The sequence below is a fragment of the Ruegeria sp. HKCCSA071 genome, from assembly GCF_017872555.1.
Taxonomy (GTDB): domain Bacteria; phylum Pseudomonadota; class Alphaproteobacteria; order Rhodobacterales; family Rhodobacteraceae; genus Ruegeria.
Map to the genome: position 1 here is coordinate 1,104,735 of NZ_JAEDOX010000001.1, position 13,774 is coordinate 1,118,508.

14 protein-coding genes are annotated in these 13,774 nt (G+C 58.1%); 8 read left to right on the forward strand and 6 right to left on the reverse strand.

Annotation, left to right across the window (positions count from 1 at the left end; all coding sequences use genetic code 11):
• Positions 1-85: 85 nt before the first annotated feature.
• Genes urtE through urtA form a run of 5 tightly spaced genes read right to left on the reverse strand, consistent with a single transcriptional unit; the run spans position 86 to position 6,048 of the window.
• Positions 86-781 carry an urea ABC transporter ATP-binding subunit UrtE gene (gene urtE / locus I9188_RS05480; protein WP_209504401.1) on the reverse strand — a complete coding sequence of 232 codons (696 nt, stop codon included), beginning with the start codon at positions 779-781 and terminating at the stop codon, positions 86-88.
• Positions 782-784: 3 nt separating this feature from the next.
• Positions 785-1,525 (reverse strand): urea ABC transporter ATP-binding protein UrtD, encoded by a 741-nt coding sequence (gene urtD / locus I9188_RS05485; RefSeq protein WP_209504402.1) that lies wholly within the window; start codon positions 1,523-1,525, stop codon positions 785-787.
• The gene (gene urtC / locus I9188_RS05490) at positions 1,522-2,751 is read right to left on the reverse strand and encodes an urea ABC transporter permease subunit UrtC (protein ID WP_209504403.1); all 1,230 of its coding nucleotides are present in this window, start codon (positions 2,749-2,751) and stop codon (positions 1,522-1,524) included. The genes urtD and urtC overlap by 4 nt, the downstream gene beginning before the upstream one ends.
• A 3-nt stretch (positions 2,752-2,754) precedes the next feature.
• On the reverse strand, positions 2,755-4,707 hold the full coding sequence (urtB, locus tag I9188_RS05495) for an urea ABC transporter permease subunit UrtB (RefSeq protein WP_209504404.1): 1,953 nt from the start codon (positions 4,705-4,707) through the stop codon (positions 2,755-2,757).
• Positions 4,708-4,767: 60 nt separating this feature from the next.
• On the reverse strand, positions 4,768-6,048 hold the full coding sequence (gene urtA / locus I9188_RS05500) for an urea ABC transporter substrate-binding protein (protein ID WP_209504405.1): 1,281 nt from the start codon (positions 6,046-6,048) through the stop codon (positions 4,768-4,770).
• Positions 6,049-6,341: 293 nt separating this feature from the next.
• Between urtA and I9188_RS05505 the strand changes: the two genes are divergently transcribed.
• The 8 genes from I9188_RS05505 to ureG are packed head-to-tail and all read left to right on the forward strand — an operon-like array spanning position 6,342 to position 11,513.
• Positions 6,342-7,265 carry an urease accessory protein UreD gene (locus I9188_RS05505; protein ID WP_245220423.1) on the forward strand — a complete coding sequence of 308 codons (924 nt, stop codon included), beginning with the start codon at positions 6,342-6,344 and terminating at the stop codon, positions 7,263-7,265.
• 1 nt (position 7,266) lies between these two features.
• Complete coding sequence (locus I9188_RS05510) at positions 7,267-7,569, forward strand: urease subunit gamma (protein WP_209504406.1); 303 nt, start codon at positions 7,267-7,269, stop codon at positions 7,567-7,569.
• 16 nt (positions 7,570-7,585) lie between these two features.
• Positions 7,586-7,747 (forward strand): peptidase M23, encoded by a 162-nt coding sequence (locus tag I9188_RS05515; protein ID WP_209504407.1) that lies wholly within the window; start codon positions 7,586-7,588, stop codon positions 7,745-7,747.
• Positions 7,744-8,049 carry an urease subunit beta gene (locus I9188_RS05520; RefSeq protein ID WP_209504408.1) on the forward strand — a complete coding sequence of 102 codons (306 nt, stop codon included), beginning with the start codon at positions 7,744-7,746 and terminating at the stop codon, positions 8,047-8,049. Before I9188_RS05515 ends, I9188_RS05520 begins: the two co-directional genes overlap by 4 nt.
• Positions 8,049-9,758: an urease subunit alpha gene (ureC, locus tag I9188_RS05525; RefSeq protein WP_209504409.1), complete on the forward strand. Its 1,710-nt coding sequence runs from the start codon at positions 8,049-8,051 to the stop codon at positions 9,756-9,758. Before I9188_RS05520 ends, ureC begins: the two co-directional genes overlap by 1 nt.
• 18 nt (positions 9,759-9,776) lie before the next feature.
• A complete protein-coding gene (ureE, locus tag I9188_RS05530; protein WP_209504410.1) occupies positions 9,777-10,229 on the forward strand; it encodes an urease accessory protein UreE in 453 nt (150 codons plus the stop codon).
• Positions 10,213-10,866 (forward strand): urease accessory UreF family protein, encoded by a 654-nt coding sequence (locus tag I9188_RS05535; protein WP_209504916.1) that lies wholly within the window; start codon positions 10,213-10,215, stop codon positions 10,864-10,866. The genes ureE and I9188_RS05535 overlap by 17 nt, the downstream gene beginning before the upstream one ends.
• The gene (ureG, locus tag I9188_RS05540; protein ID WP_209504411.1) at positions 10,863-11,513 is read left to right on the forward strand and encodes an urease accessory protein UreG; all 651 of its coding nucleotides are present in this window, start codon (positions 10,863-10,865) and stop codon (positions 11,511-11,513) included. The genes I9188_RS05535 and ureG overlap by 4 nt, the downstream gene beginning before the upstream one ends.
• Positions 11,514-12,061: 548 nt before the next feature.
• Here ureG and I9188_RS05545 read toward each other — a convergent pair.
• Positions 12,062-13,723: a caspase family protein gene (locus I9188_RS05545; RefSeq protein WP_170417841.1), complete on the reverse strand. Its 1,662-nt coding sequence runs from the start codon at positions 13,721-13,723 to the stop codon at positions 12,062-12,064.
• Positions 13,724-13,774: the final 51 nt, after the last annotated feature.

A 13,774-nucleotide genomic window follows, 5' to 3' on the forward strand; every position in this document is an offset into this window, starting at 1 on the left:
CAACAAAGCCTAGCTGGAGTGCTAAATTGCGCCCCTTAAACCCTGAAGCTTCTCGCCGCTCAATAGGCTGGTTCCTTTATGAATGTCAAACCGTTACGCCTTGCAGAACCTGTTCCCGCGATAGCTCGTCCCGCGTGCCTTGCATCAGGACCGCGCCGCGCCGCAGGACGATGAACTTGTCGGCAAGATCATAGGCGAAATCGAAATACTGCTCGACCAGAATGATGGCCATCTCTCCTTTGGTTCGGAGGTGACGAATTACTTCGCCGATCTGCTGGATGATGTTGGGCTGAATGCCTTCGGTTGGTTCGTCCAGCAGCAAAAGTTGAGGCTTGGCGATCAGCGCCCGGGCGATGGCAAGTTGCTGTTGCTGGCCACCCGACAGATCACCCCCGCGCCGGTTCTGCATTTTCTTCAGCACCGGGAACATATCGAAGATCTCGTCCGGAACGAAATGTTCGCTTGCTGACAGGCAGGCAAAACCGGTTTCCAGATTTTCGCGCACAGTCAGCAACGGGAAAATCTCGCGCCCCTGCGGCACATAGGCCACGCCTTTCCACGCCATGCGATGGGCTGGCAGAGGCGGCAGGGCCTCGTCATTCAGCATCAGATCGCCGCCCGAGCGCGGATGCGTGCCCGAGATCGCCTTGATCAGGCTGGTCTTGCCCACACCATTGGTGCCCATCACGCAAGTCACCTCTCCTCGCGCGGCCTCCAACGAGATACAGTTGAGGATTTGCGAGTGCCCGTAATGCAGGGTCAGATCGGTCAGTTTCAGCATTGTTTAGCGCCCCAGATAAACGTCGATGACATCCTGATTTGATGTGACATGATCCAGCGAACCTTCGGCCAGAACCGAGCCTTCATGCAGAACCGTGACCCGACAATTCAGGCGGCGGACGAACTCCATGTCATGTTCCACAACCACGACGGCGCGGGTCTTGGCGGCCTGTACCAGCAGGTCGGTTGTGTGTTCGCGTTCTTGCGAGGTCATCCCGGCGGCGGGTTCGTCCACTAGCAACAGACGTGGTTCCTGCGCCAGTAGCATCCCGATTTCCAACCATTGCTTTTGTCCGTGGCTTAGTTCGCCGGATTTGCGGAGCAGTTCGCCATACAGGCCAATCTCAGCGGCCAGTTCCTCGACCTTCTCCAGATGATCTGTCGAAGGGCGATAGAACAGCACACCCAGCCAGCCCCGTTTATTCTTCAACGCCATCAGCAGGTTTTCCTGCACGGTCTGGTCCTCGAACACGGTGGGTTTCTGGAACTTACGCCCGATGCCGGCTTGCGCGATCTTGGCCTCGCTCATTCGCAGCAGGGAAACGGATTTCTCACCCCAGGTTACCCGGCCCTCGTCAGGCCGGGTCTTGCCGGTGACAATATCCATGAAGGTCGTTTTACCTGCCCCGTTCGGCCCGATAACCGCGCGAAGCTCGGCCTTGCCAATCTGGAAGGACAGGTTGTTGATGGCGCGGAACCCGTCGAAGGTGACTGAAACGCCGCTGACCTCCAGCAGAGTGCTCATTCCAAGGCCTCCATTTCGCGCAATGCGCTTTCATCGGGTCCAAGCGGGGCACCGTAGCGTTGCGGCGCGCGGTGGTTGGTCCAGAGGTCGAATAGCCCTCCAATACCCTTTGGTGCGAACAGGGTTACCAGCACGAATGAGACGCCCAGCAGCACCTGCCACCAGTCGACCCATTTGATCGTGTAGAACCCAAGTGGGATGTCCGGCGCTTGTCCACCTGTGAACCATGTGCTGAGCAGGCTGACAAACGCCGCGCCGATGACCGCTCCATACAGGCGACCACGCCCGCCGATGGCGACCCAGACGGCAAGATATATCGAGGCAATGGGGGCCATCTCCTCGGGGTTGATGATCCCCGCCTGCGGATAATACAGCGCGCCCGCGATGGCGGCGATGCAGGCGGTCAATGTGAAGACAGCCAGCTTGTAATTCTCGACCGAATAGCCAAGGAACCGCACTCGCGCCTCATTATCGCGGATGCCGCGGATAACCGAGCCGAACTTGCCCGCCACGATCCATGCCGCCAGCATGTAGCCCAGCCCCAGGGCCAGCGCTGAGGCCCAGAGGAACCAGATTGACACCAAGTCCTGCGAGGCCGTGACGCCCGGCAGGTTCTGCAGGCCCGACAGGCCGTTGTTGCCACGCATACCGCTGTCGTTCTGGAACAGGTACAGCGCCAGTGCCAATGTCATGGCTTGGGTCAGGATCGACAGGTAGACACCCGTGACCCGGCTGCGGAACGCCAGCCAACCAAAGATCAGTGCCAGAAGGCCCGGCACCAGCACGACCAGCGCCAGTTGCAGGAACAGGCTGTCCGAAAAGGCCCAGATCAGCGGGAATTCGGACGATCCGACGACGCCGAAGATTTGCGTGCCGATGGCATCCACGACCTCGGCCGATGTTGGCGGAATGTCGGCTTGGGAGAGCGACTCCACCACGATCAGGCGGGTACGTTCATACATCAGCCACATGCCGATCATGTAGCCGCCCAGCCCGAAGAACGCGAAATGGCCGAGGGACAGGATGCCCGTAAATCCCCAGACCAAATCCATGGCCACAGCGATCAGGCAAAGGCACAGGGTCTTGCCCAGCGTTTTGACAAAGCTGGTCGAGATCACGCCAATCCCGAACCCTTCGGACAGGACGGTGACGCCCAAAGTGAACAGGGAGAGGATGGCCAGAAAGACCAGTACCGATGGGTTTTTGGCGACAAAGCTGCGTTCCATGGCTCAATCCCCCGCCGCACGACCTTTGAGGGCAATGATGCCCCTTGGCCGGAACTGGATGAAAATGATGATGAAGATGATCATGTATGTTTGCGCGGCGAGGGTGTTCGAGGGGTTCATCCATTCGATCCCCTTTTGCAGGAAGCCGATCATGCCCGCACCTGCCAGCGCGCCCCAGATGTTTCCGACGCCGCCAACAACCACGGTCATGAAGCTTTGCACGATATAGTCGCTGCCCAGATCGGACGTGACCTTTGCGAACAGACCAATCGCAACCCCGGCAATCCCGGCGATGCCCGAGCCCAAGCCGAAGGTCAGCATATTCACCCGCCCCGGATTGATACCCATCGACCCGGCCATGCGTGGGTTCTGTGTCACCGCGCGCATCTCAAGCCCAAGCCGCGTGCGCTTCATAATGTAGAGGAACAGTCCCAAAAAGATCGTCGCCAGCACAAAGATCGCGATGCGGATATAACTGATCGAAACCACATCGTTCAGCACCCACGCCCCATCCAGCCAGCCGGGCGCGGTCAGCGGGCGGGCCTGCGTGCCAAAAATGTTCTTGGCCAGCTGTTGCAGTGCGATTGAGATGCCAAAGGTCGCCAGCAGCGTCTCAAGCGGACGGGCATAGAGCCAGCGGATAACTAGCCGCTCCATCGCGACGCCCATCGCGAAGGTGACGGCAAAGGCCATCGGGATGGCGACGATTATCGACAGCGTGTGGTCGGGGATGAACTGCTGCACCACGTATCCGGTATAGGCGCCCATCATGATGAACTCACCATGAGCCATGTTGATCACACCCATCACGCCGAAGGTGATCGCCAGACCGATGGCTGCCAAGAAATAGATCGACGCCAATGAGATCGCGTCCAGTGTCAGGTCGAGCGTCTGGTTCAGGCCGACCTTCAGCTCGATCTGTTCAAGTGCCTGCACTGCAGCTGCGGTCACTTCGGGCGAGGGTTCCGTGTAGGTATCAATGAACACATGTTCAGCCAGCGCCGTGTTTATGTCGGCCTCGGTTACCAAGGCGGGAACGACCCTTGCCTCTGCCAAGGTTACATATGCCCGAGCGCGCGTTTCATCTGTATTCAGTTGCGCAAGCGGAATGTCACCAACGCGACCCCCGTCAATATTGGCCGCAAGTGCTGTCCGAATATCATCCCGTGACAAGCGTGGGGGCGCCAGATTGCCAGTGACCAGCAAGTCATAGGCCTCATCGCGCGTCAAATCACTCGAACCCGGTTCTAAAACGGCGGCGATATTCACATTAGACGGCAGTTCCGGTGCTGCTTGTCGCGTCGTCGCGATCAGTGGATTTAATGCGCCACGGACGTCCACGCCCAGATCGTCGGACATCTGCTCAATCGCAGCCACGCGCGCCGCGGTATCTTCGTCATATCCAATCGTCAGCAACCGTTCGAGCCGTTGTTTGTGAGCTTTCAAATCAGCATCAGCTTCATCGGCAATCGACGCGCGTAGGGGCTCCAGCAAAGCACGTTCGGGGTCACGTTGGATGGATTGCAAAGCGGCCAGCCGCCGAGCGCGGTCCGGATCTGTTAGCTGGTACTGCACCAGAGCCGTGCCAATCATCGCGCGGATGCCGCTATTGGGCTTCAACTGCTTCAGGTTGGATTTCTCGAAAATACCAACGACCTCGCCAGTATCGAAATCGGTAAGCTCATACGACCGGCCTTCGACCTTTTTGCCTGCAAAGAACAGGCCGTCCGACTTGCGCATCCACACGTCCTTGGCGGCCCATGTCTCAAGCATCACCTGCGCTTGCGGCAACCCGCTGCTGGCAATCGCATCAATCGCGGGCCCGATTGTCTTGCGTGAGCTTTTGGCGATAATCTCCTGATGCTCTTGCAGGATCGGTTGGAGACCTGCCTCTTGTGCGTTGGCGGTCAGGTAGGCGCATAGAATTGCGAGGCCCGCAAGGAAAAGTCGTAACATGTGGTGAAACCCGAGTGTCTTTGGGGGCAAGGCGGGCATCACACCCACCTTGCGTGTCGGTTAGTAGTTCGACAGGGTCTGAACGCAGGTCTCGGTCTCGGTGTTGTACATACCGCAGCCCAGCTCTTTCCAATCCGATACCAGCACCGCCGATTCCGGTAGGAAGTCGGTCCAGGCGTCGCCCGGCACAACGTCGGTTTCGCTGATGATGTCGAACTGGCCGTCTTCCTGAATCTCACCGATCAGAACCGGCTTGGCCAAATGGTGGTTCGGCAGCATGACAGCGGTTCCACCGGTCAGGTTCGGGAATTCCTGCCCGTACATCGCGGCGCGCACGGCATCTACGTCGGTCGAACCGGCCTCGGTCGCGGCGTTAACCCACATGTTGAAACCGATGTAATGTGCCTCCATCGGGTCGTTGGTCACCCGGTCTTCGCCCATGGTAGCTTTCCATGTTTCAACAAATTCAGTGTTGGCGTCGGTATCCGCCGACTGAAAGTAATTCCAAGCAGCCAGATGGCCCACAAGGTTGGTTGTATCCAGGCCCGACAGTTCTTCCTCTCCAACCGAGAACGCAACGACCGGAATGTCATCCGCCGAGACGCCAGCCGCAGCCAGTTCCTTGTAGAAGCCGATGTTGGCGTCGCCATTGATGGTTGAGATCACTCCGACCTTCTTACCATCCGCACCCAGCGCAACCACATCCGCCACGATCTTGGACCAGTCGGAATGGCCAAAGGGCGTGTAGTTGACGAAGATATCACCGTCCGCGATGCCCTTTTGCTTCAGATAGCTTTCGAGGATATTGTTGGTGGTGCGGGGATAGACATAGTCTGTGCCAAGCAGCGCGAATTTCTCAACGCCAAGCTCGTCCAGGAAATAGTCGGTCGCCGGGATCGCTTGTTGGTTCGGCGCGGCACCGGTATAGAAGACGTTTTTCGAGCTTTCTTCACCCTCATACTGCACCGGATAAAACAGAAGGCCGTTCAGTTCCTCAATCACCGGCAGCACCGATTTGCGGCTGACGGACGTCCAATTGCCAAAGATCACATCCACCTCATGCACGGTCAGTAGCTCACGCGCTTTTTCCGCAAACAGCGGCCAGTCGGATGCAGGATCAACCACAACTGCCTCAAGCTGCTTGCCCAGCAGGCCGCCTTTGGCGTTCTGCTGGTCGATCAGCATCAACATCGTGTCTTTCAGCGTGGTTTCCGAAATCGCCATAGTGCCTGACAACGAGTGCAGTACGCCGACTTTGATCGTGTCTTCAGCAGACAGAGCGGCCGTTGCCATGGCAGCAAAGACAACCGATCCGAAGAGCGTGGATTTGAGAGATGTCATGTAATTCTCCTGGCGGGGCGGGCACAGAAGCCTTGCGTTGACACGCTGTCTTCTACTACCTGATCCCCGCAACTGTATGTTGCGTTACGTGTGGCGGTTGTGTCCGAGGTCCAATTCGCGCAGCCGTCACACACCCCCGGTGGTCGTTAGCCCGGTAGGCCCCACATCGATTCTGCATTGCAGCGAAATAGGCAAATCTGGCCCCATAGCATTCTGGCAAAGTGGACTGATATGCCCGATTTTTGATCTACATGCTGCATGCGTGATTAAAAATTGCACTTACGGGACGGGACTTGGTCGAAAATCTACACCTGTCGATAGAGTTTCGACATCCCAAAGGTGAAAAAGCGCCAAACGTTCATGACGCGAAAGCCGCTGCCATCACTCAATTCACGCCCATATCGTCAGCGTCACATGCGAGACCGCCACGCGCTGAAGGCCGGGTTACGCTGTCGGCCAAACTGTTCCACGGGCGCAGTGTGATTGATCGCTTGCGGCTGGCGGGTTCGTTCAAATGTCTCTTCCCACGCGGACACGGCACCCAATTGGACGCCGTGCTTTTGAACACGGCCGGTGGTGTTACTGGCGGTGATGATTTCCGGTTTTCAGGTCGCGCAGGCCGGGGCACCGAACTGACACTGACCACGCAGGCTTGTGAGCGGGCATACAAAGCGCAACCCGGTCAGGCCGCACGCATCGTCAACGCTTTAACCGCCGGTCCGCAGGCAAGGCTGAACTGGCTTCCGCAAGAGACGATCCTGTACAGTGGCAGCGCATTGAATCGGCGCTTGCGTATTGATTTGGCCGAGGATGCCTCGGCCCTTATGGTTGAACCTTTGATCTTTGGTCGTACCGCGATGGGTGAAACTCTGACGGATATCCGCCTCAGCGATCGGATCGAGATTCGGCGCAACGAAAGGATGGTGTTTCTGGACGCCACCCGGTTCACCGGCGACCTTAGCGCGCATCTGGCCCGTCAGCACATTGCAGATGGCGCGGGCGCGATGGCCTTAGTCGCATTTGCCTCGCCCAGGGCCGAAGGGCATCTGAAGGCAATCCGCCAGATGCTGCCCGATACCGCCGGGGCCAGCCTGTTTCAACCTGACCTGCTGGTCGTCCGACTGCTGGCCAAGAACGGGTATGCCCTGCGCCGAAGTCTGATGCCCGTGCTTCGGCGACTGAACAACGACTCGCTTCCAAGATGCTGGACAATCTGACATGAACCTGACTCCCCGTGAAAAAGACAAACTGCTGGTCGCCATGGCCGCTGAAGTTGCCCGCAAACGACTGGCCCGTGGTGTCAAACTGAACCATCCCGAGGCGATTGCCCTTATCACCAGCGCCGTGGTTGAAGGCGCACGCGACGGGCGGTCGGTCGCCGATATGATGCAAGCCGGGGCCGAGGTGATCACCCGCGCGCAATGCATGGAAGGCGTCCCCGAGATGATTCACGAGGTTCAAGTTGAGGCCACCTTTCCCGACGGCACCAAGCTGGTGACCGTTCACAACCCTATTCGCTAAAAAAAGAAACACTGATATGACCCGCATGCTTTTCCCTGTTCTGATCCTGGCTGGCCCCGCCGCCGCGCATAACGGCACGCATATCCACGCGCATGGCACGGACTATGCCGCTCTGGCCGTGGGCCTCGCGATTGTCGCGTTGGCTGCTGTTGCCTTGATGGTGAAGCTAAACAAATGATCCCCGGCGAGCATTTCCCCGCTGAAGGCGAAATCACGTTCAACCTGGGCGCCGAGCCGTTGACGCTGATGGTCGCCAATACTGGCGACCGCCCGATTCAGGTCGGCTCGCACTATCATTTTGCCGAGACCAACCCGTCGCTGGAGTTCGACCGCGCTGCCGCCCATGGCCTGCGTCTGGACATCGCCCCCGGCACCGCCGTGCGGTTCGAACCGGGACAGGAACGCGAGGTTTCGCTGATCCCGATCGGCGGCGCACGCAAGGTCTATGGGTTCAATCAAAAGGTCATGGGGGCGTTGTGATGCCAGCAAAAATCAAACGCTCCGACTATGCCGCCATGTTCGGCCCCACCACCGGCGATAAAATGCGGCTGGCCGATACCGACCTGATCATCGAGGTCGAACGCGATCTGACCATCTATGGCGAAGAGGTCAAGTTCGGTGGCGGGAAAGTGATCCGCGACGGGATGGGGCAGTCTCAGGTCACACGGGACAAGGGGGCGGTGGATACAGTCATCACCAATGCGCTGATCGTGGATCATTCGGGTGTCTACAAGGCGGATGTCGGTCTGAAAGACGGGCGTATCGCCAGGATCGGCAAGGCGGGGAACCCCGACACGCAGCCAGGTGTCGACATTATCATCGGCCCCGGCACCGAAGCCATCGCGGGCGAGGGGCGCATCCTGACCGCAGGCGGGTTCGACAGCCATATCCACTTCATTTGCCCTCAGCAGATCGAAGACGCGCTGCATTCCGGCCTGACCACCATGTTAGGCGGCGGCACGGGTCCGGCCCATGGCACGCTGGCCACCACCTGCACCCCCGGCCCCTGGCATATCGGACGGATGTTGCAGGCGGCGGATGCCTTCCCGATGAACCTCGCCTTTGCGGGCAAGGGCAACGCCTCATTGCCAGCTGCGCTCGAGGAACAGGTCAATGCCGGGGCCTGCGCTCTGAAACTGCATGAGGATTGGGGCACGACCCCTGCCGCCATCGACTGCTGCCTGTCGGTGGCCGATTCGATGGATGTACAGGTGATGATCCACACCGATACTCTGAACGAATCCGGTTTCGTCGAAAACACTGTCGCCGCCATGAAAGGACGCACCATCCACGCCTTCCACACCGAAGGCGCAGGTGGCGGCCATGCCCCTGACATCATCAAGATTTGTGGCGAGAATCACGTTCTTCCCTCCTCGACCAACCCGACGCGACCTTTCACTGTAAACACGGTCGAGGAACATCTGGATATGCTGATGGTCTGCCATCACCTCGACAAGTCCATCCCCGAGGACGTAGCCTTTGCCGAAAGCCGCATCCGGTGCGAGACCATCGCGGCCGAGGATATCCTGCACGACATGGGTGCGTTCTCGATCATCGCGTCTGACAGCCAGGCCATGGGCCGGGTCGGAGAGGTGCTGATCCGCACATGGCAAACCGCCGACAAGATGAAGAAACAGCGAGGGCGTCTGACCGAGGAAACCGGTGAAAACGACAACCTGCGGGTCCGCCGTTACATCGCCAAGTACACCATCAACCCGGCGATTGCCCACGGTCTGAGCCATGAAATCGGCAGCATCGAGGTAGGCAAGCGCGCCGATCTTGTCCTGTGGAACCCGGCCTTTTTCGGCGTGAAACCCGAGATGGTTCTGCTGGGCGGTACAATTGCCTGCGCGCAGATGGGCGACCCAAATGCCTCGATCCCGACACCGCAACCTGTTTACAGCCGTCCGATGTTCGGGGCTTATGGGCGGTCGGTGGAGCACTCGGCGATTACCTTTGTCTCGGCAGCAGCGCAGGCGGACGGGATCGGTGAAACTCTAGGCCTGGCCAAGAAAACAGTCGCTGTGCGGAACACACGCGAGATTGGCAAACGCAATTTGCCGCTAAACGATGCGACGCCCCATGTCGAAGTAGACCCGGAAACCTACGAGGTCCGCGCCGATGGTGAATTGCTGACCTGCCAACCTGCCGAGGTGCTGCCGATGGCGCAGCGATACTTTATGTTCTGAGATACAAGGAGCACCAAGATGACCACCGCGATCAAAACCGCTCGTATCTACCACGACCATGCGCATGCACCCGCTCATGCGCAGGTCTCGCTGGACTATGATGGCCGCTTCCTGCGCCGCAAGATGCTGGCCACGGATGATGGCGAGGCGTTTCTGGTTGATCTCTCCAACACCAAATCGCTGGATCATGGCGGGGTTCTGGTATTGGAAGACGGTCGTGAGATTGAAATCGTCGCGGCCCCCGAAGAGCTGCTGGAGGTAAAGGGTGACCACCTGCTGCGCCTTGCCTGGCATATCGGCAACCGGCACACACCCTGCCAAATCGAATCTGACAGGCTGCTGATCCAGCGCGATCACGTCATTCGCGACATGCTGATGAAACTGGGGGCCGATATTCGCGAAGTCGTCGAACCCTTCACCCCCGAAGGCGGGGCCTATGGCCACGGCAGGACCCATGGTCACGCCCACTAGCTCTGACATCCTGACACTGACCCAATGGTTGTCCCCCGCCTATCCGGTTGGGGGCTTCGCCTATTCCCACGGGCTGGAGGCAGCGATTGAACTGGGCCGGGTCGCCAGCGCAAACCAGACAGGCGACTGGGTCGCCACGATACTGCAACATGGCTCGGGCTGGAATGACGCGCTATTTCTTGTGGCCGCGTATAACGCCGATGACAGGGCCGCGTTGGCCCGAATCGATGCCTCCGCCCGCGCCTTTTGCGCCGGGTCGGAACGGCTGATGGAATCCGACCTTCTGGGTCAGGCTTTCGGATCCGTGACCGGAGATATCTGGGGGCTCGACCTGCGGCGCCTCACCTACCCGGTCGCGGTGGGCCGTGCCGCGCGGATGCAGAATCTGCCGCGCCCGCTGGTGTCGCAGATGTTCCTTCAGGCCTTCATGAGCAATCTTGTGGCCTGCGCAACCCGCCTTGTCCCTTTGGGACAGACCGATGCTCAGCGGCTGATTCGTGATCTGACCCCGCTCTGCACTTCGATTGCGGAAACAGCACAACACACGGGCCTTGATGAACTGGGTTCAACCGCATTCCTGTCCGATATCTTGTCGATGAAACATGAAACTCAATATTCAAGGATATTCCGAACATGAGCAGTATGAACGGCCCCCTGCGCGTTGGTATCGGCGGCCCGGTTGGCGCTGGTAAAACGACCCTGACTGCCGCTTTGGCAGAGGCCCTGGGCGAGGCCTTTTCGATTGGTGTCATCACCAACGACATTTATACGCAAGAGGATGCCGAAGCGTTGATGCGGATGCAGATTCTGCCCCGGGACCGGATTATCGGTGTCGAAACCGGCGGTTGCCCGCATACCGCGATCCGCGAGGATGCCTCGATCAATCTGGCCGCCGTGGCAGAGATGCAGGCCCGTCACCCCGGCTTGGATATAGTTCTGATCGAAAGCGGCGGCGACAATTTGTCGGCCACATTCAGCCCGGAACTGGCGGACCTGACACTCTACGTGATCGACGTTGCAGCGGGTGAGGAAATTCCGCGCAAGGGCGGTCCTGCGATAACGAAATCGGACATTCTGATCATCAACAAAACAGATCTCGCCGCCCATGTCGGCGCGTCGCTCGAAGTGATGGAGCGCGACGCCACGCAAATTCGAAAGGGCCGACCTTTCGTGTTTTCGGCCCTACGCCACCGAACGGGCGTTGACGCGATCGTCAGTTTGTTAGCGCAGATTGGGGGTCTGAAAATTGCAGATGGATGTGTTGCAGAGGCTTCTGGCGGTTGACGTGTTCCTTTGACGGCGGAATGACGACCGAACCATGTAGCTCGTAGTCCGCTCACAATTTCGTTCTTGGGCGCGGCGAACCGGCCCGATCGCCGATACAGTGCTCCACCGCAAGGTGTCGTGCCGACACCCTCCGAGGATGAACGCAATCGTCATCAATGGGTTATCTTCGGCAAGTCTCCGAAAGAGCTCGTTTGTCTCGTTGCTCGAAGGGTCCACCAGTACTTGCAACCAGTCTTCGCCTTGCCTCAGTTTTCCACTTCAAAATTTGTTGGCGTAACCTGACCATGTTGATCGGTTTATGGGATATGGCCAAAGTATAGAACCCGCCTGAGCATTGGACTTTAGACACTAGGCGACGTGTTTGGGCGGCCAAGGAACCTAGTCATTTGAAGCAGCTAAGTCTGAGTACCCGAGTCCTCAGAACGTCCGAACTTGTGGGCGAAATCGGCCCAAACAAGACCTTGGCGAAATCTGCGGCGAACAGCGACGAGGAGCCCAGAGCGACGGTCTTCTTGCGGAGCAGGCAAGGACATCGCTTTAAAGTTTCAACTGACACGGCGTATTAGAAAATTCAGAAAAAACTGCCCGTCAATCCTGCGCGGCTCGTAGACAAGCCTTCTTCCTGGCGAAAGTCCTTCGGGCAGTTTGACGCTTATATTGACCTTATAGGGTGTCGCCTGCCCGAAATGCGAACTCAATGTGAAGCGCAATTTCAACTGACCGGAGTCATCGAATTTGCCAGTGAAGTCCCTAAACCAAGGCCCTTCGGCCGCAAAGCCTTGGGCAGATAGCAAGGTCAGCTTGTCTCCATTGCGATTGATGCGCAAGGCTGCAAGTGGCTCGATTTTTCCGGGGAAATAGGCCTTGTCGGGCCGACTGGTTGTTTGCCAATAATCATCGTCCCATCTGCGTCTGATTAAGACAATGTAGTCACCATCAAAAGTCGCGAAAGACGGCGCGACCAACTGATTACAGACTCTTCCTTGCTCTCCTCGAAGTGCGGCAAGAGTTTCACTGGTCTCGAGGCTCTCAGGCGTCAGTCCAAGATTCTCTCTAGCGCTGATATACCGAGAGAAAGCAGATCTCGTGCGTGGGCCCGCAACACCGTCCGCTGTGCCAGCGCTGCAGCCAACGCGATTTAGCTCAGTTTGTATATCACGGATCAGGCTGCGCGTCTCTGTATCATCCTTCGCGCTTTGAGGCGATGTCGGCACAAGAGCTGCTACTTTGTCTCGCGCAGTACTACTGTTGCCCGGCACTTCGTCCTTCTGGTGCTCAGCAAGCAAGTCGTCCCGCAACGAAAGGGCGAGCGCGACTGCAAAATGATCCCTTTCGCCTTCGTATCGCTCCAGAAACATCTCGATCGCATCAAGCCTTCCGAGCGAACGCGCAAGTTCAAAGTCCGCATAAATCTGGTCTTCGACACGCTCAATTTCTTCCTCTGGCGTCGAGCCTGCAGCCGCATCTGGAACAAGAAAAATGTCTCTGGCGGGAAGCGAGCCATAAGTAAATGGCTCCTGATAGCCTTCTGTCAGAGTGTAAACCCTGTCGCGGACTCGCCGAAACAACTTGCCAATCTCAAGTCCGGGTTCCTCGATGTGGTTGAGCAGAGCCTGAGCATAGGGGCTGTTGCGGCCATCGCCGTCAAGCGCCAGCGTTCCGCTCCTTGCAGCATATCCAACCAACACACCTCCCGGATCGATACGTGCAAGTCCGCGTCCAATTGAGCGGGTGCTGTTTGTGCGCTCCATAGTCGCGAGGAATGGATTGTTGCGGCAGGCGTCAACCAACACGATCTTCAAGCCGGGTGCGCCCGCGATGGAGCTAATCAATGTGTTGAGGCGGATTGCCTCGAGTTCGATGTCACGGTCGCTCCGCAGTTCCGCACTGACAGGGATCAGGAAGTTCGTGTTGTCCAACTCGATGCCGTGGCCGGCGAAGTATACGATGACCGACTCGGCGTTTTTTGCCTTTTCTCCAAAGTCACGTATGGCAAGGCGCATGTCGCGGTAATCCAGATCAAGACCTGTTGTGACCTCAAACCCGATCCTGCGCAATGCCTCTGCAATGTCGATCGCATCATTCGACGGGTTTTTGAGATTGCTGACATGTTGGTAGTTCGCATTGCCAATTACCAAGGCAACTTTGTCCGCCAGCACCATCGCAGGCAGAAAACAAAACACAACTGAGAACAGGATACGCTTCATGTGAAATATCGCCGTTAACGCGTCTACCATATGAACGTTTCCACACTTTCG

Bases quoted from the DNA above. Each gene is read 5' to 3' on its own strand.
- I9188_RS05515 (WP_209504407.1), top strand. From the start codon at position 7,586: ATGACCCGCATGCTTTTCCCTGTTCTGATCCTGGCTGGCCCCGCCGCC.
- urtB (WP_209504404.1), bottom strand. From the start codon at position 4,707: ATGTTACGACTTTTCCTTGCGGGCCTCGCAATTCTATGCGCCTACCTG.
- urtE (WP_209504401.1), bottom strand. From the start codon at position 781: ATGCTGAAACTGACCGATCTGACCCTGCATTACGGGCACTCGCAAATC.
- urtD (WP_209504402.1), bottom strand. From the start codon at position 1,525: ATGAGCACTCTGCTGGAGGTCAGCGGCGTTTCAGTCACCTTCGACGGG.
- ureC (WP_209504409.1), top strand. From the start codon at position 8,049: ATGCCAGCAAAAATCAAACGCTCCGACTATGCCGCCATGTTCGGCCCC.
- I9188_RS05520 (WP_209504408.1), top strand. From the start codon at position 7,744: ATGATCCCCGGCGAGCATTTCCCCGCTGAAGGCGAAATCACGTTCAAC.
- ureE (WP_209504410.1), top strand. From the start codon at position 9,777: ATGACCACCGCGATCAAAACCGCTCGTATCTACCACGACCATGCGCAT.
- I9188_RS05545 (WP_170417841.1), bottom strand. From the start codon at position 13,723: ATGAAGCGTATCCTGTTCTCAGTTGTGTTTTGTTTTCTGCCTGCGATG.
- I9188_RS05510 (WP_209504406.1), top strand. From the start codon at position 7,267: ATGAACCTGACTCCCCGTGAAAAAGACAAACTGCTGGTCGCCATGGCC.
- I9188_RS05535 (WP_209504916.1), top strand. From the start codon at position 10,213: ATGGTCACGCCCACTAGCTCTGACATCCTGACACTGACCCAATGGTTG.
- urtA (WP_209504405.1), bottom strand. From the start codon at position 6,048: ATGACATCTCTCAAATCCACGCTCTTCGGATCGGTTGTCTTTGCTGCC.
- ureG (WP_209504411.1), top strand. From the start codon at position 10,863: ATGAGCAGTATGAACGGCCCCCTGCGCGTTGGTATCGGCGGCCCGGTT.
- urtC (WP_209504403.1), bottom strand. From the start codon at position 2,751: ATGGAACGCAGCTTTGTCGCCAAAAACCCATCGGTACTGGTCTTTCTG.